General features: G+C 70.2%; 22 protein-coding genes, 1 pseudogene and 1 riboswitch. Of the genes and pseudogenes, 6 read left to right on the top strand and 17 right to left on the bottom strand.

Annotation, left to right across the window (positions count from 1 at the left end):
- Positions 1-112 precede the first annotated feature (112 nt).
- From ACWGKS_RS02060 to ACWGKS_RS02020, 9 genes are all read right to left on the bottom strand, one after another.
- Entirely contained in the window at positions 113-910 is a 798-nt protein-coding gene (locus ACWGKS_RS02060) for a methyltransferase domain-containing protein (protein ID WP_358507560.1), read from the bottom strand.
- 68 nt (positions 911-978) lie between these two features.
- Positions 979-1,392, bottom strand: coding sequence for a transcription antitermination factor NusB (gene nusB / locus ACWGKS_RS02055; RefSeq protein ID WP_358507558.1), 414 nt, complete (start codon positions 1,390-1,392; stop codon positions 979-981).
- The gene (gene efp, locus ACWGKS_RS02050; protein WP_358507556.1) at positions 1,392-1,955 is read right to left on the bottom strand and encodes an elongation factor P; all 564 of its coding nucleotides are present in this window, start codon (positions 1,953-1,955) and stop codon (positions 1,392-1,394) included. The genes nusB and efp overlap by 1 nt, the downstream gene beginning before the upstream one ends.
- A 138-nt stretch (positions 1,956-2,093) precedes the next feature.
- Complete coding sequence (gene aroB / locus ACWGKS_RS02045; RefSeq protein ID WP_358507554.1) at positions 2,094-3,194, bottom strand: 3-dehydroquinate synthase; 1,101 nt, start codon at positions 3,192-3,194, stop codon at positions 2,094-2,096.
- Positions 3,191-3,709, bottom strand: coding sequence for a shikimate kinase (locus ACWGKS_RS02040; RefSeq protein ID WP_358507552.1), 519 nt, complete (start codon positions 3,707-3,709; stop codon positions 3,191-3,193). Before ACWGKS_RS02040 ends, aroB begins: the two co-directional genes overlap by 4 nt.
- A 157-nt stretch (positions 3,710-3,866) precedes the next feature.
- Positions 3,867-5,048 (bottom strand): chorismate synthase, encoded by a 1,182-nt coding sequence (gene aroC / locus ACWGKS_RS02035; RefSeq protein ID WP_358507550.1) that lies wholly within the window; start codon positions 5,046-5,048, stop codon positions 3,867-3,869.
- A 51-nt stretch (positions 5,049-5,099) separates the two neighbouring features.
- Positions 5,100-6,029, bottom strand: a complete 930-nt coding sequence (locus ACWGKS_RS02030; protein WP_358507548.1) for a prepilin peptidase — start codon at positions 6,027-6,029, stop codon at positions 5,100-5,102.
- Between the two features lie 100 nt (positions 6,030-6,129).
- On the bottom strand, positions 6,130-6,837 hold the full coding sequence (locus ACWGKS_RS02025; protein ID WP_358507546.1) for an SseB family protein: 708 nt from the start codon (positions 6,835-6,837) through the stop codon (positions 6,130-6,132).
- A 228-nt stretch (positions 6,838-7,065) separates the two neighbouring features.
- Positions 7,066-7,539: a MarR family winged helix-turn-helix transcriptional regulator gene (locus ACWGKS_RS02020; RefSeq protein WP_358507544.1), complete on the bottom strand. Its 474-nt coding sequence runs from the start codon at positions 7,537-7,539 to the stop codon at positions 7,066-7,068.
- 160 nt (positions 7,540-7,699) lie between these two features.
- Here ACWGKS_RS02020 and ACWGKS_RS02015 point away from each other — a divergent pair, with 160 nt between their 5' ends.
- The 6 genes and pseudogenes from ACWGKS_RS02015 (at position 7,700) to ACWGKS_RS01990 (ending at position 14,410) form a co-directional block, all read left to right on the top strand.
- Positions 7,700-8,242 (top strand): YceI family protein, encoded by a 543-nt coding sequence (locus ACWGKS_RS02015; RefSeq protein ID WP_452455944.1) that lies wholly within the window; start codon positions 7,700-7,702, stop codon positions 8,240-8,242.
- A 244-nt stretch (positions 8,243-8,486) separates the two neighbouring features.
- Complete coding sequence (locus tag ACWGKS_RS02010; RefSeq protein WP_358507540.1) at positions 8,487-8,795, top strand: DUF2470 domain-containing protein; 309 nt, start codon at positions 8,487-8,489, stop codon at positions 8,793-8,795.
- Positions 8,796-8,912: 117 nt separating this feature from the next.
- Positions 8,913-9,178: pseudogene (locus tag ACWGKS_RS02005) on the top strand (hypothetical protein).
- 21 nt (positions 9,179-9,199) lie between these two features.
- Positions 9,200-10,456, top strand: a complete 1,257-nt coding sequence (locus ACWGKS_RS02000; protein WP_452455943.1) for an RNA-guided endonuclease InsQ/TnpB family protein — start codon at positions 9,200-9,202, stop codon at positions 10,454-10,456.
- A 214-nt stretch (positions 10,457-10,670) separates the two neighbouring features.
- The gene (locus ACWGKS_RS01995) at positions 10,671-13,385 is read left to right on the top strand and encodes a protein kinase domain-containing protein (protein WP_358507536.1); all 2,715 of its coding nucleotides are present in this window, start codon (positions 10,671-10,673) and stop codon (positions 13,383-13,385) included.
- 98 nt (positions 13,386-13,483) lie between these two features.
- A complete protein-coding gene (locus ACWGKS_RS01990; RefSeq protein ID WP_358507534.1) occupies positions 13,484-14,410 on the top strand; it encodes an aldose 1-epimerase family protein in 927 nt (308 codons plus the stop codon).
- Positions 14,411-14,449: 39 nt separating this feature from the next.
- On the opposite strand, the gene ACWGKS_RS01985 is transcribed toward ACWGKS_RS01990, so the two are convergent.
- From ACWGKS_RS01985 to rpe, 8 genes are all read right to left on the bottom strand, one after another.
- Positions 14,450-15,073: a nucleotidyltransferase family protein gene (locus tag ACWGKS_RS01985; RefSeq protein WP_358507633.1), complete on the bottom strand. Its 624-nt coding sequence runs from the start codon at positions 15,071-15,073 to the stop codon at positions 14,450-14,452.
- Positions 15,074-15,213: 140 nt separating this feature from the next.
- Entirely contained in the window at positions 15,214-16,380 is a 1,167-nt protein-coding gene (locus ACWGKS_RS01980; protein WP_358507532.1) for an XdhC family protein, read from the bottom strand.
- 185 nt (positions 16,381-16,565) lie between these two features.
- A complete protein-coding gene (locus ACWGKS_RS01975; protein ID WP_358507530.1) occupies positions 16,566-17,027 on the bottom strand; it encodes a PH domain-containing protein in 462 nt (153 codons plus the stop codon).
- 94 nt (positions 17,028-17,121) lie between these two features.
- On the bottom strand, positions 17,122-17,595 hold the full coding sequence (gene ribH, locus ACWGKS_RS01970; protein WP_358507528.1) for a 6,7-dimethyl-8-ribityllumazine synthase: 474 nt from the start codon (positions 17,593-17,595) through the stop codon (positions 17,122-17,124).
- Between the two features lie 75 nt (positions 17,596-17,670).
- Positions 17,671-18,975 (bottom strand): bifunctional 3,4-dihydroxy-2-butanone-4-phosphate synthase/GTP cyclohydrolase II, encoded by a 1,305-nt coding sequence (locus tag ACWGKS_RS01965; RefSeq protein ID WP_358507526.1) that lies wholly within the window; start codon positions 18,973-18,975, stop codon positions 17,671-17,673.
- Between the two features lie 65 nt (positions 18,976-19,040).
- Complete coding sequence (locus ACWGKS_RS01960; protein ID WP_358507524.1) at positions 19,041-19,679, bottom strand: riboflavin synthase; 639 nt, start codon at positions 19,677-19,679, stop codon at positions 19,041-19,043.
- 116 nt (positions 19,680-19,795) lie between these two features.
- Positions 19,796-19,926: riboswitch (FMN riboswitch) on the bottom strand.
- 67 nt (positions 19,927-19,993) lie between these two features.
- The gene (locus ACWGKS_RS01955) at positions 19,994-20,995 is read right to left on the bottom strand and encodes a phosphatase PAP2 family protein (protein ID WP_358507631.1); all 1,002 of its coding nucleotides are present in this window, start codon (positions 20,993-20,995) and stop codon (positions 19,994-19,996) included.
- Between the two features lie 282 nt (positions 20,996-21,277).
- Positions 21,278-21,946: a ribulose-phosphate 3-epimerase gene (rpe, locus tag ACWGKS_RS01950; RefSeq protein ID WP_358507522.1), complete on the bottom strand. Its 669-nt coding sequence runs from the start codon at positions 21,944-21,946 to the stop codon at positions 21,278-21,280.
- Positions 21,947-21,952: the final 6 nt, after the last annotated feature.

Genomic DNA, 21,952 nt, shown 5'->3' with positions numbered 1-21,952 from the left:
AGGTTATGTGCTGCCCCGGACCGACCCGTCCGGGCCCGGGAACTTCGTCGCCCCGCCGACCCGGACGTGATCCGGTCGAGCGGGGCGACGGTGTCGTACATGCGAGGGCCGCTCAGGCCCGGTGCGCGATGACGTGCAGCTGGGTGGCGATACCGAGCAGCTCCGGGTGGTCCGCGGCGGCCTTCTCCAGCTCCACCAGGTGCTGGCCGGCCTGCGCGTCCCCCTCCCAGGCGTGCCCGGGAAGGACGTCGGCGAACACCCGTACCCCACGGATGCTCTCACCGGTCAGACCGGTCCGGGCGATGAGTTCCAAGAGCTGCTGACGGGTGAAACGTCGTGGCATCGGGTCGGCCTCGCCCCACCGGCCGTCGGCGTCCGACAGCAGGTGGTGGGCCTCGCTGATCCGCCCGGCCAGGGCGCGGTGCAGGGCCCCGGCGACCGCGTTGGTAGCCAGCAGGCTCACCGCGCCTCCGGGCCGGGTGATCCCCACGACGTCGGCCAGCGCGGCGGCCGGTTCGTCGACGTATTCCAGGACGTTGTGCACCAGCACCAGGTCGGCGCCGCCCTCGGGGAACAGGGACGCCAGGTCCCGGGTCTCCCCCTGGACCCCGCGCACCGTCACACCGCTCTCCGCCGCTCGGCGTTCCAGGGCGGCGAGCGAGTCCGGGCTGGGTTCGACGACGGTCACCCGGTGACCCAACTCGGCGAGCGGGACGGCGGCTCCCCCGGTGCCCCCGCCCGCGTCGACGATCTCCAGGGGACCGTCCTCGGACAGGCGGGCCAGCAGCCGGGACAGCGCGTCCCACACCACCGCGGTCCGTGCGGCGTTGGCCGCGCGCGCCGGGCCGGTCAAACCGCTCACTCCGAAACCACCGGTGGCGGTCTCGGACGTGCCCCTGCTGTCAGTCACCTGTTCCCTCATTCAGCTCGTGGCCCCTCACCCGAAGCGCCGGCGGGCGTCGTCGCCGGTAGGGCGCCTCAGAGCGAGAGCGTGGACTTGTTCTCCATCAGCCTAGACAGAAGTCCGCTGATGAAGTTGGGCGAATCGTCGGTGGACAGCTCCTTGGCCACACCGACCGCCTCGGCGATCGCCACGCCGTCGGGGATGTCGTCGGCCCACAGCAGCTCGAAGGCGCCCATCCGCAGGATGTTGCGGTCGACCACCGGCATGCGCTCCAGGGTCCACCCGATGGCGTACTCGTTGAGGAGCTCGTCGATACGCTCACGTCGTTCGTCGACGGAGCGGGCGAGCCGCTCGGTGAACTCGTTGATCGGCGGCTCGGGCTGGGCCAGGCGACGCTTGATGACGTCTTCGACCGTCGTGCCGCGCACCTCGGCCTCATAGAGGACCTCTACCGCGCGCCTACGTGCCTTGCGCCGTGCACCACTCATCAGTTGACACGCCCGAGGTAGTCACCGGTGCGGGTGTCGACCTTGACCCGCTCGCCCGTGGTGACGAACAGGGGCACCTGGATGGTGGCGCCGGTCTGCACCGTGGCGGGCTTGGTGCCGCCGGTGGAGCGGTCACCCTGGACGCCCGGGTCGGTCTGGGTGATCTCCAGCTCGACGGCGGCGGGCATCTCGATGTACAGCGGGTTGCCCTCGTGGGTGGCGACCGTGACCTTGGTGTTCTCCAGCAGGAAGCCCTTGGCGTCGCCGACGACGGCCTCGGGGACCGGGAGCTGGTCGAAGGTCTGGTTGTCCATGAAGATGAAGGAATCACCGTCGTGGTACAGGTACTCCATGTCGCTGCGGTCCACGTTGGCGAACTCGACCTTGATGCCGGCGTTGAAGGTCTTGTCGACGGTCTTGCCGGTGAGGACGTTCTTCAGCTTGGTACGGACGAACGCGCCGCCCTTGCCCGGCTTGACGTGCTGGAACTCGATGACATTCCAGAGGACGCCGCCGTCGAGTCGAAGGGTGGAGCCGTTCTTGATGTCGTTCGTCGTGGCCACTTCGGTCGTCTCTCCAAGAGGTTTGACACGTCGGAAACCGGACATGGCGGCCCGGTCGATGATCGGTGTGACGAGGCGTGGGGCCCGTTACCGTGCTGTTTCACGGCCCATGGACGCTCCCCGCCTTCCCTTCGCAGTCTAGTGGAAACGCGGCGCGCCGGTGTCGCCCGAGATCAAGCGGTAGGCCTCGTCGAGCAGCTCGGGGGCGGGGCCGGCGAGGATCGCCGGGGTGGCCAGGCCGTCCAGGACCACGAACCGCAGGGTGTTGCCACGGGCCTTCTTGTCCACGCTCATGGTGGCGCGCAGCGCCTCCCAGGACTGGGCCGTGTAGGAGGTGGGCAGGCCCACCGAGGCCAGGACGTCGCGGTGGCGGCGGACCAGTGCCTGGTCGACTCGCCCGTCCAGACGGGCCAGTTCGGCGGCGAAGACCATGCCGATCGCGACGGCGTAGCCGTGCCGGAAGGTGTAGTTCTCGGCGCGCTCGATGGCGTGCCCGAGGGTGTGGCCGTAGTTGAGGACCTCCCGGAGCCCGCTCTCCTTGAGGTCACCGGAGACCACGTCGCCCTTGAAGCGGATGGCGCGCTCGATGAGCTCCCGGGTGTGCTCGCCGCCGGGGGTGGTGGCGCCCTCGGGGTCGGCCTCGATCAGCTCGCAGATGACGGGGTCGTCGATGAACCCGGCCTTGATGATCTCCGCGAGGCCTCCGATGTAGTCGGCCTTGGGCAGGCCCTCCAAGGTGGTGAGGTCGCACAGGACCCCCGCCGGCGGGTGGAAGGCGCCGACGAGGTTCTTGCCCTCGGGGGTGTTGATGCCGGTCTTGCCGCCCACGGCGGCGTCGACCATGCCCAGCAGCGTGGTGGGAACCAGCACCGAACGCACCCCGCGCAGCCAGCTCGCGGCGACGAATCCGGCCAGGTCGGTGGCGGCGCCACCGCCCACGCCGACCACGGCGTCGCTGCGGGTGAAGTTGAACGAGCCCAGCCTGGACCACAGGTCGGTGGCGACGGCGGCGGTCTTGGCGGCCTCGCCGTCCGGCACGGGCATCGGGCGGACGGTGTATCCACCGGCCTCCAGCGCGGTGACCACGCCTTGGGCGATGCCGGTGAGGCCCTCCGGGTGGATGACGGCGACCTGCGCGGCGCCCTCCACCAGTCCGGGCAGCTCGTTCAGGAGGTTCTCTCCGACCAGCACGTCGTAGCGTCCGGCGGGGTCGCCCACACCGATGCGGGTCACGCTCACTGGTCGGCCTTTCCGGGCAGGGAGGAGACGATGGTGTCCACGATCTCCTCGGGGTGCAGGTCCGTGGTCGGCACCGTCACCGAGGCCAGACCCTCGTAGACGGGCAGGCGCTCGTTGAGGAGCTTGCGCAGCTGTGTGCGTGGATTGCCGGACAGCAGGGGGCGGGCCACGTCCATGCCCACGCGCTTGGCGGCCTCACCGAAGTCGACCTGCAGGTAGACCACGTGGTGTTCGGCCAGGTCCTTGCGGGTCTCCTGGTCCAGGACGGCGCCGCCACCGACCGCGATGACGCCCTCCCAGGCCCGCAGCCCCTCCGCGACGACCTCGCGTTCCAAGGCGCGGAAGTGCTCCTCGCCGTCCTCGATGAAGATGTCGCCGATGGGCTTGCCCGCGCGCTTCTCGATCTCGGTGTCGGTGCACAACAGGTCCGAGTCCAGGCGGCGGGCCAACGCCTCGCCGACGGTGGACTTGCCCGAACCGGGCGAACCGATGAGGACCGCGATCGCTCTTGCCACGCTCTGCCTACCTATCGGGGGTCACGTCCTCCCACGAGCGTGGGAGGGGAAGTCGCTGCCGTTCGTCCTCTTGTCTAGCAGAAAGCCCCCGGCGGCGAGTACGAACGGTGTCGAGGGCCGGCCCGCCCTTCGGGGAGGGGCGGGCCGGGTCGGTCCTCTAGCGGATCGTCAACGAGTCCAGGTAGCTCTGGAGGTTGCGGGCGGTCTCGGGGACCGAGTCGCCGCCGAACTTCTCGATGGCCGCCTCCGCGATGACCAGGGCCACCATCGCCTCGGCGACCACGCCGGCGGCCGGGACCGCGGTGACGTCGCTGCGCTGGTGGTTGGCCTTGGTGGGCTCGCGGGTCTCGATGTCGATGGTGTCCAACGCGTTGGGCACGGTGGCGATGGGCTTCATCGCGGCGCGCACACGCAGCGGGTCACCGGTGGACATGCCGCCCTCGACGCCACCGGCGCGGTTGGTGCGACGGCGCACACCGTCGGGGCCGGGCTCGATCTCGTCGTGGGCCTCGGAACCGCGGCGGGCCGCGGTGCGGAAACCGTCACCGACCTCCACGCCCTTGATCGCCTGGATGCCCATGAGGGCACCGGCCAGGCGGGAGTCCAGACGACGGTCCCAGTGCACGTGGCTGCCCAGGCCGGGCGGCAGGCCGTAGGCCAGCACCTCGACGACTCCGCCCAGGGTGTCCCCGGACTTCTTGGTGTCGTCGACCTCCTCGACCATGCGGGCGCTGGTGGCGGCGTCGAAGCAGCGCAGCGGGTCCTCGTCGATCGCGGCGAGGTCTCGCGGGCCGGGTTCGGGCGTGCCCTCGGGTACGGCCACGGGTCCCATGGAGACCACGTGGCTGAGGATCTCGATGCCGAGCGCCTGGTGGCAGAACCGTCGAGCGACCTCCCCGACGGCCACGCGCGCCGCGGTCTCGCGGGCGCTGGCCCGTTCGAGGATGGGGCGGGACTCGGTGTGCCCGTACTTCTGCATGCCCACGAGGTCGGCGTGACCGGGACGGGGCCGGGTCAGCGGGGCGTTACGCGCCAGGCTCTCCAGTTCCTCCGCGGGAACCGGGTCCGGCGACATCACCTTCTCCCACTTGGGCCACTCGGTGTTCCCGACCTCGATGGCGACCGGTCCCCCCTGGGTACGGCCGTGTCGGATGCCTCCGATGACGGAGACCTGGTCTTTCTCGAACTTCATCCGGGCGCCTCGACCGTACCCGGCGCGGCGTCGGAGCAGCGCGGCGGCGATGTCGTCAGAGGTGACGGACACGCCGGCCGGGAGGCCCTCCAAAATCGCGACGAGTGCCGGTCCGTGGGACTCCCCCGCGGTCAGCCAACGCAACATGTGCACGATCCTCCCACGAACCATGACCCGAGGTCGCACTCGGGATGGGGATTAAGGCAGGAGTGGTCGGCCCGCGAGGACGGTGGCGAGGGTGGCGGCGATCATGAACGGTCCGAGCGGCAGGGGGTCTGAGCGACCGGCTCTGCGCAGCAGCAACAGGATCAGGCCGACCACGGCGAAGGCGGAGAAGGCCCAGAACACGCCGACCAGCGCGCCGACCGGTCCCGCGGCCCAGCCGGTGTACAACCCGGTCAGTCCGGACAATTTGACGTCGCCGAAGCCGAGCCCGCGCGGGTGGACCCGCCACAGGCTCCAGTACAGGACCGTGATGAGCACCATTCCGACCAGGGCCTGGGCGCCGCGCTGCAGGTCCGGGCCGCTGGGCGGCAGCAGCACGGAGGCGGCCAGCAGCAGCCCGGCCATGGGGTAGGCGGGGGCGACGACGGCGTCCGGCAGTCGCATCACCCGCAGGTCGATGGCGGACAACAGGGTGCCCAGGGCGGCGAACCACAGGACCGCCGCGAGACCGAACAGGGACCAGTCCTGTAGGTGATGGGGGAAGACCGCGCCGATCAGGGCGAATAGGACGGCGGTGGCGATGGCGGCCGGTGCGTGCGGGTCCACTCCCCGTTCACACCAGGGGCAGCGTCCGAGGCGTCGGAAGTCGCGGGCGGCCACGGCCGGTAGGCCACGTACGAACGACAGTTCGGTGTGGCAGTGCGGACATCGTGGTGGCGGCGGGCCGGTGTCCTGCTCCTCCAGCGCGCCTTCTTCGGCGACGGCCCCCGGTATGGCACCGTCCTGACCTGGAGGGCCCACGGACGCGGGACGGATCGGTTCGGTATGGGGGCGGGCCGGTCCGAACAGGTGCACCAATCGACCGGTGGCGCGCCCGACGAGCAGACCGACCAGGCCCAGTGAGAGGGCGGCGGGGATCGACCAGGGCGTCAGGGTGAGGCTCAGCACCAAGGGGGTGGACATGATCGGAAACTACCCGCCCCGGAGCCGGGATCACAGTGCCTCGGCGAGCCTGTGGACGACCCTGGAGGGGACGGAACGGGTCCGTCCCCGCTCACCCCGCTCACTCCTCGTCGCGTTGGGCGCGCACCACGGCGCTGAGTTCGATCCCGCCCGGCAGCACGTGTTCGAGCTCGGTGGACAGTCGTTCCGCGACCCGGCGCAGCGACTCGTCGTCGCGTTCGTCCAGTTCGAGGCGGATGCCGATGTCGCCGCGTTCGGAGGAGTGGATGCGTACGCGCTCGATGCCGAACTCCGCGTGCGTCACCCGGTAGATCAGGGCCAACACCTGGGGGTCGTCCTTGGGTTCGGGGACGGTGCCCTGTTCGGCGAGCATGGTGAGGAAGCGGCCCTGGATGGTGTGGGGCACCGGGCCGGACACGTCCAGGACGAGCGCGTCGGCGTTCTCCTCCAGGGTGGCCTGGCAGGCGTCCTGGGCGGTGAACGGAACGGGGCGGGCGTCGGGGCGCCAGCGTCGGACGGCGTCCACGGAGGTGAAGGCGAGTACTCCCCGGCGACCGTCCTTGCCGGTCATGATGGGGATCGCGACCTCGCTGTTCTTGTCCTTGGTGAGGCCGCCCACTCCCTCTTCGATCTCGGTGGCCACGGCCACGACCGGGATGAGCACTCGGGAGTCGCTGAGCGCGGCCAGGACTTGGCGGTCGCCGATCTTGCCGGCGGCGTGGTCGCGCAGCCGGGCCTCGACTACCGGGTCGGCGCTGCCGTCGTCGTCGCGGAAGTTCTGGGCGCCGATGATGGATGGTCTGCTCACGGGTTCCGACTCTACCTGGGACGCGTGTCCGTCATGGGAACGCTTCTCGGACAGAACGATGTGACCTCTCCCCTCCTCCGGCCGCGGACGGCCACCGTGCGGGGCCGTCCCCTCACTCGCGCGCCGGCCCCGGTCCAGCTTCACAGGAGTGGGCGGTGTGGGCCAGTGGTTCGCCGAAGTAGGCCCGAAGTGGCCGCGGGTGCGATCAGGTGCCCCTCGGATCCGCTATCAGCCCGGGATCCCGTCGGGAGGGGACTCGGGGGTCCCCCCGAGGGCCCGGACGATCTCACGGAGGCCGTCGACCTGTTCGGGGGTGAGCCGATCGAAGACCAGGGAGCGCACGCGGGTCGCGTGCCCGGGAGCGGCCGCGCGCAGGGTTTCTGCGCCCGTTTCGGTGAGCACCGCCCAAAAGCCCCGCCGGTCGTCGGCGCAGGCCTCGCGGCGAACGTGTCCGTCGCGTTCCAGGCGCGCGATCTGGTGGGACAGCCGGCTCTTGGACACGATGACGGTTTCGGCGAGGTCGCGCATGCGCATGCGCCGGTCCGGCATCTCCGACAGGTGGGCGAGGATCCCGTACTCGGTGAGCGTGAGCCCGTCACGGTCGCGCAGGTCACGTTCGAGCTCTTCGTAGATCGAGGAGTTCATCCGCAGGAACCCGCGCCAGACCCGCTGTTCGTCGGCGTCGAGCCAGGTCTTGTCCATATTCGCCGATTCTAACGGGAGGGGCTTGCCAACCCACGAACGATCACCTAAGCTCCTTCCCAGGAAGATACTTCTAAGGCACTTTGCTACCGAGTAAAGTACTTGATCGCAGGAACCTCGACCCCGAACCGGGTCGTACACAGACACAGGGAGAGACACCATGGCCGCTCAGGAACTCAAGCCCGGCACCTGGAAGATCGACACCGCCCACAGCATCGTCGGGTTCTCGGTCCGCCACATGATGGTCAGCAAGGTCCGCGGTCGCTTCGAGAAGTTCGACGCCACCCTGACGGTCCCGGAGGACGCCACCAAGGCGTCCGTCGAGGCCACCATCGACTCGGCCTCGATCAACACCGACAACACCGACCGTGACGCCCACATCCGTTCGGCCGACTTCTTCAGCGTCGAGGAGAACCCGGAGTTCAAGTTCCGCTCCACCGGCATCGAGGCCAAGGGCGAGGACTTCGTCCTCAAGGGCGAGCTCACCATCAAGGGCAACACCCACCCGATCGAGCTGGACCTGGAGTTCAACGGCTCCACCCTCGACCCCTACGGCCTGGACCGCGCGGGCTTCTCCGCCTCCACCACCATCAGCCGCAAGAAGTTCGGCGTGGACATCGAGATGCCGATGGACGGTGGCGGCGTGGTCGTCGGCGACAAGATCACCATCGAGATCGACGCCGAGTTCACCCGCCAGGCCTGATCGTCTTCGACGGGGGACGTCCCGGCCCGGCATCCGACGGCCGCCACCGGCCGGGACCCCCGAGGTCCCTTCGACCTCGGGGAACGATGTCCGGGTGTGACCGCACGGGGGAGCGGCCACCGCCCCAGGCTTGACGACACCACGTCATAACCCTGAGAGGCCTCGGATATCGTCGACGGAGGAGGGCACGACCCCGCCCTCCTCCGTCCTTTTCGTGTGTCCGCCATCGACAGGAGCCCCGACCGTGCCGTCCAACCCCTTCTCCGCCGAGGTCGTCGCCGCCGTCACCCGCCACATGAACGACGACCACCCCGAGGACACCCTCGTCATCTGCCGTGGCCTGGGTGGAGAACCCGAAGCCACCGCGGCCCGCATGGTGGACCTGGACGCCGAGGGCGGCGACTACGCGATCACCGTGGACGGGACCGAACGCACGGTGCGCGTGCCCTGGGGCGAGACGCTCACCGAACGCGCGCAGATCCGCTGGGAGGTCGTGCGCATGTACCGGGAGTCCTGCCGAAGGCTCGGTCTCCCCCCGCGCCGCGAGCACTGACCCGCGCCCCCTTCCGAAGGTGATCGGAGCTTTTCGGGCGGCGCAGACCCTGGGTTCACCCCCTGGGGGTAGCCGTTCTTCCGCGAACGGGATCATTGAACCGCCCTTTGCCATACGATGAGTCACACGTCCGTCACTCCGTGCTCGATCTGCGGCATCACCTTCCCACGAGCCCTCCACGTGCTCTGGCACCCCATGCACCGACGCCGCGTGCCGGGGGGCTGTGTCGAGGAACGGCTGAAGGAGATCGTGCGCGAGGGATCTCGGGCACCTGAAGTCCCGCCCGCCCGATGCTGTGGACCCACGGCTACTTCGTGGCCACCGTCGGAGGCGCCCTGCTGGGAGCGATCGAGCGTGATGTGGGGGGCCAGGAGAGCCGCTGAGAGGGAAGGGGGTGTTGCACGATGTTGACGGGTCGTCGTTACCGGCTTGCTCTGACCGATGCACAGGCCGCGATGTGTACCGAGTTCGGTGACCTGTGCCGGGCGGTGTGGAACACCGCTCTGGATCAGCGCCGCCAGTACGTGGACCGCTACACCCGAGGCCGGCAGGGGCCTTTCTGCGGCTACCACCTCCAGGCCGCCCAGCTGGCCGAGGCCAAGACCGAAGAGGCCTGGCTGAAGGCGGCCCCCTCGCATGTGCTCCAGCAGACGTTGAAGGACCTGGACCGGGCCTGTCGGGAGAAGGGCACCTTCAACGTGCGCTGGCGGGCCAAGTACCGGTGGAGGCCCTCGTTCCGCTTCCCGGCCGGGAACCTCATCACCGTGGAGAAGCTGAACCGCAAGTGGGTGCGGGCCAAGCTGCCGAAACTGGGCTGGGTGCGGTTGCGCTCCTCCCGACCGATCGGGGGCACGATCCGCTCGGCGACGGTGTCCCGTAAGGGCGGGCACTGGTTCGTGTCGTTCCTTGTGGAGGACGGGTTGTTCACCCCCGAGCACCATCCGGGTACCCCGGTGGGGGTGGACCGGGGTGTGAAGGTCGCCGCGACTCTGTCCACCGGCGAGTTCCACGACCGCCCCTACCTCACACCTGGCGAAAAGGCCCGACACCTACGCCTTCAGCGCAAACTGTCCCAGCGTAAGAAGGGGTCGGCCAACCGGGCCAAGACCCTCCAGGCCCTGGGGTCTATCGCCACCCGTGCGGTGGACCGGCGCGCCGACTTCTGTGGCCGGCTCGCCCACCAGCTGACCACCCGCCACAGCGTGGTGGTGCTGGAGAGCCTGCGCACCACCGACATGACCGCCTCGGCCAAGGGGTTCCTGGAAGCCCCCGGTAAGCAGGTGCGTCAAAAGTCCGGTCTGAATCGGGCCATCCTGGACAAGGGGTGGCACCGGCTCGAACTCGCGCTGCGCAACAGCGCGCGCAGGACCGGCACGCGGATCGTGCTGGTCGACCCCGCCTACACCTCGCAGACGTGTTATCGGTGCAAGGTGGTGGACGCGAACTCGCGCAAGAGCCAAGCCGAGTTCGTGTGCACTTCTTGTGCTCATACCGATCACGCCGATGTGAACGCGGCCAAGAACATCCTTCACGCCGCAGGGCATGCGGTGTCAGCCTGCGGAGACCTCGGGGTTACCCGGTCGACGAAGCAGGAACCGGCGCCCCCGCGAGGGCAGGCGCACCAACCGGCGTTGCCGTTGGTTGGAATCTCCCGCCTTTAGGCGTGGGGAGGAAGTCAATCCCGGGACAGGATCGGGAACCGGAACGGCCTCGGCGGAGTCCAATCGGAAAACGGGGGAAGGGGCGTGCACGCCCCGCCGGCAAGGGGTGGGGACACCCCTCCGCTCGGGCACACGTACGGCCTAGTCTGGAAGGGACGTTCCCTCCCCCGGACGCCCGTACAGCCACGCCGCTCGAAGGATGGATCCGGCCTCGATGGTCACGCCCGACCCCGGTGACGACAACGCACCGACCCGACGGATCGACCCCGTCGCGCCCACCACCCGCGTCAACCCGGCGGTGGGGGCCACACGCTGGGTCACACGTGTGTTCCGACCGGGGGCGGCCCGCCCCCCGGAGCAGGGACCCGACGAGTCCCCCACCCGTGTCGTCCCTCCGGCCGGCGCCGGCGCCACCCGGGTCGTTTCACCCGAGGCCGCGGGCCACTCCCCCGCCGCCTCTCCCCCCGGAGCCGACGCCACCCGGGTCCGACGACCCGCCTCCGCGGGCTCCGTGTCCCCGACCGGTTCCGATCGTTCCGACCGGAGCTCCTGGTGGCGTGTGCTCCTCGGCCCCCTGCTGGACTGGGTCGCCCGCCTGGCCTCGCGTGTGGTCATCGGCCCCGCCGGTGACCTCGACTACGCCGTACCCGCCGAGCTGCGACGCCGCTACCAGGTCCTGGACCGACTCGGCGCCGGTGGTGAGGCCGTCGTCTACCTGGCCGAACCCACCGATTCCCCGGGTCGCCGACTCGCCCTGAAGGTGTACCGGCCCGGCCACGACATCAACCGCGAGCTCCTGGACCGGCTGCGCGCACGCGGCACCGGTTCCCCCCACACACCCGCCATCCAGGGATACGGCACCGCCGCCAGCTCCTGGGGCGAGGACCTGGCCTGGGAGGCCCAGGAGTACTTCGCCCACGGAACCCTGCGCGAGATCATCGACGAGGCGCCCTTGGACGACGCACGCGCCGAGGCCGTCGTGCGCTCCGTCACCGACTGTCTGCACCACTGGCAGGCCGAGCTCCAGCACAACCACACCGACGTCAAGCCGGAGAACCTTCTGGTGCGCGACCTGGACCCACCGGTGGTCGCGCTCACCGACTTCGGCGGCGCCGTGCGTGCCACCATGAGCCGTGTCTACGGCGGACAGGCCATCACCGAGGACTACGCCGCCCCCGAGGTCATCGAGGGTCGGCGCGAGGCGCCCGCCGCCTGGTGGTCGCTGGGTGTGATGGTGCACGAGCTGATCACCGGCCGCCGCCCCGAGCGCGGCGGCAATTGGCTGACCGCCCGCAACACCGAGGTCGACATCTCGGCGATCACCGACGAACGCTGGCGGCTGCTGGCCCGAGGCCTGCTCGCGCCCGCGCCGGCGGCCCGTTGGGGACACGACGAGGTCGCCGCGTGGCTGGCCGGCGAGCGGCCCCGCATCCGTACGGCACGCAGGCTGCGCCCGATCTCGTTCGCCGGGGCCACCCACGAGGACCCGCCCAGCCTGGCCTTCGACCTGCTGGACCGCTCCGACACCGGCGCGCTGTGGCTGCGCAGCCACTGGTCGGAACTGCGTACCTGGCTGGATCGCGAGGTCAACGACTACACCTTCGACCGTTCCTACCTCACCGGCCTGGACGAGCGCCCCGACCTGGCGCACGTGGCCATCAGCGCCCTGGCCGCCCGTTACGTGCCCGGCATGCCGCCCAGGTTCCGCGGCCACGAGATCAGCGCCGACGGACTGCTGACCCTGGCCACCGGAGACGCCAGCCGACACTCGGTGGTGCGCGAGGCCGTGGAGTCGGGCGTGGTGGGGCTCGGCTCCCAACACTGGTGCCCGCACCCCACCTGTCGTTCGGGCGGCTCCGGCCGCTGCGCGCTGCTGGAACGCGTCCAACACGAGGTTCCCCTGTTGGTGCGCCGCGTCCAGGAGACCATCGACGGACTGGTGGGTTCGGGGCCCGACGCGCCCCGACGCCCCGCCGCACACGAGATCGACACCACCTGGGCACGCGCCGTCGAGCTGGTCCTGGCCCCGGAGACCGAGTCCCAGAACCGGTCGCTGCTACGCCGCCAGTCCTGGCACCCGCAGCAGCGCAGCTCCGCGCCCAACGCGCCCTGGTGGACGGAGCAGCGCCGCGCCGCGCTGCGTGACGGCGGCGACCCGCTGACCTCGCGTTCTGCGATGCTCACCGCCCTGCTCCTGTTGCCCGAGGCGGACCGGATCGGCTCGGCCGTCGCCGAACGCGAGCGCGCCGACGGCCGTGCCCGCCGCCAGGACCGGTGGGCCTCCCTCGCCGGTTCGGCACGCGAGAGGTGGGACAGCACCAAGGAGAAGGCGGCCTCGGCCAATCAACGTCGGGCCGAGGCGGCCACCCGCCCCGACAACCCGGCCGTTCCGCACGACCCCACCCGCCCACAAGAGGCCGTCACCCCCAAGGAACAGCGCAGGCTGGCGCGTCGACAGGAACGCGACTCCCGCCGGGTCGAACGGACCATGGGGCAGATCCAGCGGGCCATGCGGGCCGGACGCTGTCGCCGGTTCGCCTACCCGGCCGCCCTGTTCGGCCTCGTCGACGGGTTGGGGCGGGCACTGCGCCCAGAGGAGGGCTTCTTCCCCGAGAGCCCCATGGTGGTGGACGCCTACACCGGGCTGTTGGACTTCAGCGCCAACCCGCTGAGCGAAGGGGCCGCCGCCCTGACCGGGTTGTTGCCGGGTGGGATGGGCGCCTCCTGGTGGTTCCCGGTCCTGCTGGCCGTGGTCCTGCTGTACCTGGGACGCACCTCCGCGAAGGAGAAGGTGAAGGCGCGTCGTCGACTGGCCGCCTTCCGACTGGCCGTGGGAGGTTCGATCCTGATGGTGGTCGTCTTGATGTCCACCGGCCTGCTCGCCCTCGGGTCGGGGGTCCTCATCCCGCTGGACACCCTCCTCGGATGACCGGGTCCGGGCCGACCCGCGTCTCCGCCGGTCCGTACCGGTCACGCTAAGATCGCCGGGTTCGGCGTGGGCCGGACCACGATGAGGAAGGCGGACAGGTGGGCGAGGTGTTCGAACTGCGCTCGGGTGACTACCGAGCGCGAGTGGACCGGGTCGGTGCGGGCTTGCAGGCCCTCACCTGGCGCGACCACGACCTGGTGTGGCCCTACACCCGGGGAGAGGGGCCCCAGGCGTTCCAGGGTCAGTTGTTGGCTCCCTGGCCCAACCGTGTGGCCGGGGGGCGATACACCTTCCAGGGAACCGAGTACCGCCTGGCGGTCGACGACCCCGGGACCGGTTCGGCGATCCACGGCCTGGTGCACGACCAGGACTGGAGCCCGGTCGACGCGCGCGAGGACGAGGTGACCCTGCGGCTGGCCTTCGAGGGCACGTCCGGCTACCCCTTCCCGCTGGAGCTGACCGCCCGCCACCGGCTCTCCTCCGAGGGGCTGACCGTGAGCGTGAGGGCAGTCAACACAGGGGAGGGCGACGCTCCCTACGGTGTGGGATTCCACCCCTACCTCACCCTGGGCAGGCCCCTGGACGAACTGTCCGCGCGCGGCGTGCTCACCGTGTCCGCCGACGCCGGAAGCAGCCAGCCCACCGACGAGAACCTCATCCCCACGGGCGCGCCCGTGCCGGTGGAGGGTGGCGGGTTCGACCTGCTCCCGCCCGGCCGCGATCTGGGCGTCACCGTGCTGGACACGGCCTTCACCGACCTACTGCGGGACGAGCGCGGACGCGCCTGGGTGCGGCTCGGCGGACCCGAGCACCGGGTGGCGCTGTGGGCGGGCCCCGGATACGACTGGCTGCAACTGTTCAGCGCCGACACGCTGGGCGGGGACGCGCACCGTGCCCACCTGGCGGCCGAGCCCATGACCTGTCCGCCCGACGCCTTCAACGGCGGAACCGACCTGTTGGTCCTGTCCCCCGGTCAGGCCGTGGAACACGACTTCGGCGTCCTCGCCGAACCGCTGGTGGGCTGAGCCACGCCGGGGCCCGGGCCGCGGGTCGCGCCCGGGCCCTCAGGCGCGGTCGAGCACCTCACTGAGTCGGGCCAGGTCCTCGGCGGTGTCGATGTCCTCGGGGCTGGCCACGTCGTCGCAGGGCACCGTCGTCACCACGTGCGAGTAGGCGCGCAGGAAGGGACGGGCCCCCACGTCGCGTTCGGCCATGGAGTAGACCGTGGACCAGTGTTCACGGCCCAGCAGCACCGGGTTGCGGGGGTTGCCGTTGTAAGTGGCCGCGGCCGCGCGCGCTCCCTGTTCGAAGGCCTCCACCAGACGGCGGACCGCCTCGGGGGTGACCAACGGTTGGTCGGCCAAAGCGACGAGGACGGCGTCGACGGTGTCGGGGAGGGCGTCGATACCCGTCCGCACCGACGAGCCCATTCCAGTGGACCAGTCGGGGTTGTGCACGGTCACGGCGCCGTCGACCGTGGTGTCGGCGGCTCCCAGGACCACCATGACGCAGGCACAGCCTCCCTCCGCCAGGGTGCGCACCCCGCGATCGACCAGACGTTCGCCACCCAGTTCGACCAGTGCCTTGGGTCGACCGAGTCTGCTACCCGAGCCGGCCGCCAACAGCAGCCCGGCGACGTTCCCCCTGTACTCGACCCCTCCGCCCTCCGCTTCTTCTCCTATAGCCATTTCCCCTGTAGCCATGACGCGATGATGCCACGCGTCGAAGCCGCGCATGGGGCGCCTTCAAGAGCCGGTGGAGGATTTTCGCTACCCCGCGTCGCGATCACCGCGCTGAGCTGCGCGTTCACCACCCGAGGCGTTTCGGTTCACCTTCGAGGGTGACCGAATCCGGCCGGAACCAGCGGGGGCACCGGGGTGTCCCGGTGGATGCGTCCGGTGGTCTCACGCAGTGCGCGCCCGCTGCCGCCCCACCGGCTCTGCACCAGTTCGGCCGCGATGGACACCGCGGTCTCCTCGGGTGTGCGCGCTCCCAGATCCAGCCCGATCGGCGAGTGCAACCGCTCCAGGGCCTCCTCTGGGACTCCGGCCTCGCGCAGTCGGTCCAACCGGTCCTCGTGGGTGCGGCGTGAACCCATCGCACCGATGTACCCGGCCTCGGTGCTCAACGCCCGCTTGAGCACCGGCACGTCGAACTTGGGGTCGTGGGTCAGGACACAGATCGCGGTGCGCCGGTCGATCTCCTCGGCGATCTCGTCCAGGAACACGTGCGGCCACTTGACCACCACCTCCTCGGCGGTGGGGAAACGCTTGGCGGTGGCGAAGACCGGCCGAGCGTCGCACACCGTCACCCGGTAGCCCAGGTAGGTACCCAGGTCGGCGACGGCCGCCGCGAAGTCGATCGCGCCGAACACCAGCATGCGAGGGGCCGGGGCGAACGACTGGACGAACACCTCCAGCTCGTCGCCGCGACGCTGCCCGTCCACGCCGTAGTGCAACAGGCCGGTGCTGCCCTGGGCGAGCATGCCGCGCACGTCGTCGTCCAAGGCGTCGGCCAGGCGCTCCCCTCCCGGGCCCAGGTCGCCCTCTGCGTTGTCGGGCCACACCACTCGGCGATGGCCCACCCTCCCGGGCCCCGAGGGATCGGACACGATGGTGGCCACCGCCACCGGCCGGTGCTCGTCGATGGCGGCCAACACGGCGCCCAGCTGCGGGTAGGTGTCCCTGCTGATCGCCTCCACGAACATGTGCAGGGTTCCGCCACAGGTCAGCCCCACGCTGAAGGCGTCGTCGTCGCTCACGCCGTAGGTGCGGCGCGCCGGGTCTCCGGTGCGGATGGCCTCCAGGGACTCCTCGTAGACGGCGCCCTCCACGCAGCCCCCGGACACGCTGCCCGTCACCTCACCCGAGGTGCTCACCAGCATGGCCGCCCCGGCGTCCCGGGGCGCGCTCTTGTAGGTGTCGATCACCGTGGCCATCGCGAACGTCTCACCTGAGGCGTACAGGTCGGACACGGTCGCTCGGATATCACGCACACGGCACCTCTTCCAGACTTCCTCCCGGCGGGTCGATCCCGAGATCCGCCGGACTCGGTACCAACCTATGTGCCCCACACAACACCGAAGAGCCCCCGTTCCTCCAGGAAACGAGGGCTCGATTCGGTTGCTTCTACGAAGAGGCCCGGTCACGGCGGTCGGCGACCGGTGATCGAGACCGGCGACTAGGCGGGCCGGTTCGGCTCGGCGGCCTCGCCCCGGCCCAGCATCGAACGGAACTCCTCCAGGTTGCGCCGGGACAGGTCACCGTCGGCGCTCTGGATCCCCATCACCGGCAGCGAGGTGCCATCGGACAGGTCCACGCACGGCCAGGGCTCCCCCACCGGCATGCGGATGTCCAACACCTCGGGCCACGCCAGGTAGTGGGTGCGGATCCCGTTGATGACGACCACGTTGTCCTCGGTGGCGATCAGCCGCGGACGACCCAGCATGTGCAGCCCGGCGGCGATGACCAACCCCAGTCCGACGATCATGATCCGGTCCAGTGGTCGCCAGTCACCGGGCAGGACGATCGCGAGCACCAACATGGTCCCCACGATCAGCACACACATCCCGTAGGCGACCCAGCGCACCGCCCGGGGACGCCAGGTCCTCGGCAGCTCGGGCCGCTTCGACGCCTCGTCCACAGGTTGTTCCTTCGTCCGCACCGACTGCTCCATCCGTGACCACACGGTCCTGCTGGGATACGACTGCGGCGCGCGCCGACGAGGAGGGTGTGGTTCAGCGACGTAGCCCGCGCAGGGCCACCGCCGTGTCCAGGGCGGCCAACGCAGCCTCGGCGCCCTTGTTCTCGGCGCTTCCCGGCAGGCCGGCACGGTCACGCGCCTGTTCCAGGGTGTCACACGTGAGCACACCGTTGCCCACGGGGGTGGATTCGCGCAGGGCCACCTCCGTCAACCCGTGGGTGACCGATCGGCACACGTAGTCGAAGTGCGGGGTACCGCCGCGGATGACGGCGCCCAAGGCGATCACCGCGTCGTGCCTTCGGGCCAGTTCCTGTGCCACGACGGGGATCTCCACCGCGCCGGCCACGTGGATCACCACCGGATCGGAGACGCCGGACTCCTTGACGACCTCTAGGGCGTTGGCGAGCATCGGCTCGATGATCGGGGCGTTCCACTTGGTGGCGACGATGCCCACCGAGAGCCCGTCGGCCTCGACCCGCTCTTGTTCGGGACGTCCTGTACCACTCATGACCGGCCTTTCCACGTGATGACGAACATGCGATGGGCCCGCCCGACGGCGGGCCCGAACAGGGGGTGGGGCCCGCTAGCGGGCGACGCCGGCCAGGTCGTGACCCATCCGGTCCCGCTTGGCCAGCAGGTAGGCGAGGTTGTCGTCGGTGACGAACGTGGGCATGGGAACCCGTTCGCTCACCCGCACCCCGTACTTCTCCAGTGCCTCGGCCTTGACGGGGTTGTTGCTCAACAACCGCACCGAGGACACCCCGAGGTCGGTGAGGATCTGTGTTCCCGCGCCGAACTCGCGCGCGTCGGCGGGCAGCCCCAGCCGCAGGTTCGCGTCGACGGTGTCCACGCCCTGGTCCTGGAGGCTGTAGGCGCGCAGCTTGTGCAGCAGGCCGATCCCGCGCCCCTCGTGGCCGCCCAGGTAGACCACGACACCGCGGCCCTCCTCGACGATCTCGGCCATGGCGGCGTCCAGTTGGGCGCCGCAGTCGCAGCGCCGCGAACCGAAGGCGTCCCCGGTCAGGCACTCCGAGTGCAGGCGGGCCAGGACGTCGACGCCGTCGGTGAGGTCACCGTGGACCAGGGCGACGTGCTCGGCGCCGTCTGTGGTGCCCTTGTAGCCGACCGCCCGCCACTCACCGTGCCGGTTCGGCACGCGGGTCTCCACCTGGCGTGTGACCAACGCGGGTGCGGCCTGCTCGGCGGTGAGGGTCTCCCCCAGGGCGATGCGGTGGGCGGCCAACTGCTCCACCGACACCAACTTCAGGCCGTGTTCGTCGGCGAACCGGCGCAGTCGCGGCAGACGGGCCATGGTGCCGTCGTCGTTGACCACCTCGGCCAGGACACCGGCGGGGCGCAGCCCGGCCAGGCGGGCGAAGTCGATGGAGGCCTCGGTGTGCCCGCGACGGGCCAGGACACCGCCCGGTCGAGCGCGCAGCGGCAGGACGTGGCCGGGGCGCACGAAGTCGGTGGCGGTGCTCTCGGCGGAGGCCAACAGCCGGACGGTACGCGCGCGATCGGCGGCGGAGATCCCGGTGGTCACGCCCTCTCGGGCGTCGACGGTGACCGTGTAGGCGGTGCGCAGGCTCTCCTCGTTGCGCGCGGTCATCAGCGGCAGGTCGAGGCGGTCCAGTTCCTCGCCCTCCATGGGCACGCACACCACGCCGGAGGTGTGGCGGATCATGAAGGCCAAGAGTTCGGGGGTGGCGAGTTCGGCGGCGAAGATGATGTCGCCCTCGTTCTCCCGGTCCTCGTCGTCCACGACCACGATGGCGCGTCCGGCGGCGAACTCGGTGATGGCGTCCTCGATCGGGTCGAGGACCACGGTGCCCGCGGAGTCCTGCGAGTCGGTGGTGTCGGCGGACGGGGTGGTGTCGGTGACGGTCATTCCCGCTCCCTGAAGGTACGTCGGTGCTGAGTGGTGGGTGGTGGGCGCTCTAGGGCGCGGGTGCCTCAGGTACGGGCGCTCTCGCGAGCGCGTGCGACGGCGGTGATGCGCTCCACGTACTTGGCGATGACGTCGACCTCGATGTTGACGACGGCGCCGACGGCCAGGCCGCCCAGGGTGGTGGCGGCCAGGGTGGCCGGAATGAGGCTGACCTCGAAGGACTCCTCCAGGGCTCCGGGCTCGCTGACCGCGGAGACCGTGAGGCTGGTGCCGTCCACGGTGATGGAGCCCTTCTCCACCACGTAGGGGGACAGCTCCGGGGCCAGGGCGAAGCGGAGCACGTCCCACTTGTCGCCCGGGTCTCGGGAGAGGAGGACCGCGGTGCCGTCCACGTGTCCCTGGACGATGTGCCCGCCCAGACGGCCGTCGCTGCGCGCGGCGCGCTCCAGGTTGACGGGTGATCCGGGGACGAGGGACCCCAGACTCGACCGGTCCAGCGACTCCTTCATGACGTCGGCGGTGAAGGTTCCCTCACCGAGCTCGACGACGGTCAGGCACACGCCGTTGACCGCGATGGAGTCGCCGTGCCCCGCGTCGGAGCTCGCCAGTGGCCCGCGCACGGTGAGCAGCACGGCCTCGCCGGAGGTTCCGGCCGGTTCGACGGAGATGACCTCGCCGAGTTCTTCCACGATTCCGGTGAACACGCCCTACGTCCCTTCGCCTGCTTCAGGCTCCGGGGAAAAGGGTGTGGGAACGGGTCCACGACGAGTCCGGGTCCGAGTGGGTACGCCGATGGTCGGCGACGCTCGAAACCGTCCCAACGCGTACTGCCTCCCATCCGGACTTTAACCGTCGGTACCGGAATTCCACCGGTTCAACCGGTCGATGGATTCGACCGGGTCGCGGACTATCACCGCCGGTTCGGATTTTCACCGACCCCGGAGCACGCGTTCGATAACTACAGCGATCCCGATCCTAACCCCTTGCCGCTCGGGACGCCTAGCCGCTGTGAGGGGTGTCACCCCTGGTCGATGCGCTCGGCCTCTTGCGCCTTGGTGGCGAGTCCACCGGCGACGAACATCCGCGGCGCGCCGTAGGTGGCCCAGAACGCCAGGACCGCGTAGACGACGAAGGAGAACAGGGCACCGATCGGCCCGCCCAGGTCGCCGAAGAGGACCTCGTCCAGGACCACGACGAGCACGACCACGGAGATACCGAGCGCGAACCGCGACACCCGCGCGGTGATGGTGCCCTCGGCGCTGTACCAGCCCCAGCGGTGGAGCAGGGTGAGCCCGAGCACGCCGCCGAGCAACCCCCCGGAGGCCGTGTACAGACCGGTCAGGGAGTGTCCGGCCGGGTCGGCGGGGGTTGCGCCGATCCACTCGGTGGCCGGCAGGACCCAGTCCCCGCGCACCCCGAACTGCCATGCCGCCCCCAGCGCGCACGGCACCAGGGTGATCAGCAGCAGATAGGAGACCCAACGCGTGGTGTCCAGCGAACTCCACCAGGTGAGCACCCGGTCCTCGTAGCGCAGCATCAGCCACAGGATGAGCGCGCCGATGGACAACCCGACCACGACATCGCTGAAGAAGTGGGCGCCCAGGTAGATCCGGGAGAACCCCACCAACGGGATGATCACCACGGCCGCCCACATCAGGGCGCGGCGGCCCGACCGGATCCCCAGGTAACCCCAGGCCACCATGGCGGCCTGGCTGTGCCCGGACGGCATTCCGAAGCTCCCGTGGTGGCTGTGGCCGGTGATCTGGGCGTCGAACCAGTAGGGACGCGGCGTGTAGGACACCGACTTGAGCAGACCGTTGACGGCGCCCGAGGCGATGACCGCGACGAGCAGTCGAGCGCCCAGACCGGGGTTCACGCACCAGAAGACGGCGGCCATCAGCACGATGATCACGCCCTGGGATCCCAGGTGGGTGATCAACCCGAGTGGATACGAGAGCGGATCGCCGGCTCCCTGCAACCAGCGGATGGCGACGCTCTCCGCCTCCCAGAGGGTGTCCATGGCCAGGTGTTGGGCTTGCACGCGTGCTCCACGGGGTCCGGCCTGGCAACGCGCTCACGCCGCGCCGCTCCCTGGGTCACAAGGTGGTGCGGGGGAAGACGGAGCCGCGACCAAGCGAAGGTTCTACGACTACCGCCGAAAGCCTAAACGCCTTCGCGCCCCCTGGCCAGACCCGGTCCTCAAGGCGGGGCGGGATCCTGGGAAGGGAATGGGGCGGGGCGCGGCCGCACCGGGGTGGTGGGTGCGGGCGGCCGCGCCCCTTCGGAGATGGTCTCTTCGGTTCTAGTCCCGACCGCTCGCCTTGCGAGCCTGGGCCCGGAGGGACTCGACGGCGCTCGCGGGGTCCTGTGCCCCGTAGACGGCCGATCCGGCGACGAAGACGTCGGCTCCGGCCTCGGCGGCGCGTTCGATGGTCTCATCGGAGACCCCTCCGTCGACCTGTAGCCAGACGGAGGCCTCCCTGCTGTCCAGGATCTCACGAGCTCGGCGGATCTTGGGCAGAACCAGGTCAAGGAACTTCTGTCCGCCGAACCCTGGTTCGACGGTCATCAACAACAGCATATCCATCTCGCCGATAAGGTCCGCATAGGGTTCGACCTGCTCGGCGGGGTTGAGGGCCAGTCCGGCGCGAGCGCCCCGCTTGCGGATCTCCCGCAGGGTGCGCACCGGCGCGCCGGCGGCCTTGGCGTGGATGGTGACGCTGCCGGCCCCGACCTCGGCGTAGGCGGGCGCCCAGCGGTCGGGGTCCTCGATCATCAGGTGGCAGTCCAGTGGGGTGGGGGTCGCCTTGACCAGGGATTCCACGATGGGCAGACCCAGCGTCAGGTTGGGGACGAAGTGTCCGTCCATGACGTCGATGTGCAGCCAGTCCGCGGTCGGCACGGCGGCGGCTTCGTCCGCGAGGTGCGCGAAGTCCGCGTTCAGGATGCTGGGAGAGATCTGAATTGCCACGTCAGC

This window comes from Nocardiopsis sp. NPDC055879, from assembly GCF_053615935.1.
Note: the sequence above shows the minus strand (reverse complement) of the source record. Positions and strands in the feature narration are given on the sequence as shown.

What these genes read in the sequence shown, in the direction of transcription:
- nusB (WP_358507558.1), bottom strand. Translation starts at nt 1,392, where the DNA reads ATGAGTGGTGCACGGCGCAAGGCACGTAGGCGCGCGGTAGAGGTCCTC.
- aroC (WP_358507550.1), bottom strand. Translation starts at nt 5,048, where the DNA reads ATGTTGCGTTGGCTGACCGCGGGGGAGTCCCACGGACCGGCACTCGTC.
- ACWGKS_RS02030 (WP_358507548.1), bottom strand. Translation starts at nt 6,029, where the DNA reads ATGTCCACCCCCTTGGTGCTGAGCCTCACCCTGACGCCCTGGTCGATC.
- ACWGKS_RS02020 (WP_358507544.1), bottom strand. Translation starts at nt 7,539, where the DNA reads ATGGACAAGACCTGGCTCGACGCCGACGAACAGCGGGTCTGGCGCGGG.
- ACWGKS_RS02015 (WP_452455944.1), top strand. Translation starts at nt 7,700, where the DNA reads ATGGCCGCTCAGGAACTCAAGCCCGGCACCTGGAAGATCGACACCGCC.
- ACWGKS_RS02000 (WP_452455943.1), top strand. Translation starts at nt 9,200, where the DNA reads ATGTTGACGGGTCGTCGTTACCGGCTTGCTCTGACCGATGCACAGGCC.
- ACWGKS_RS01995 (WP_358507536.1), top strand. Translation starts at nt 10,671, where the DNA reads ATGGTCACGCCCGACCCCGGTGACGACAACGCACCGACCCGACGGATC.
- ACWGKS_RS01985 (WP_358507633.1), bottom strand. Translation starts at nt 15,073, where the DNA reads ATGGCTATAGGAGAAGAAGCGGAGGGCGGAGGGGTCGAGTACAGGGGG.
- ribH (WP_358507528.1), bottom strand. Translation starts at nt 17,595, where the DNA reads ATGAGTGGTACAGGACGTCCCGAACAAGAGCGGGTCGAGGCCGACGGG.
- ACWGKS_RS01965 (WP_358507526.1), bottom strand. Translation starts at nt 18,975, where the DNA reads ATGACCGTCACCGACACCACCCCGTCCGCCGACACCACCGACTCGCAG.
- ACWGKS_RS01955 (WP_358507631.1), bottom strand. Translation starts at nt 20,995, where the DNA reads ATGGACACCCTCTGGGAGGCGGAGAGCGTCGCCATCCGCTGGTTGCAG.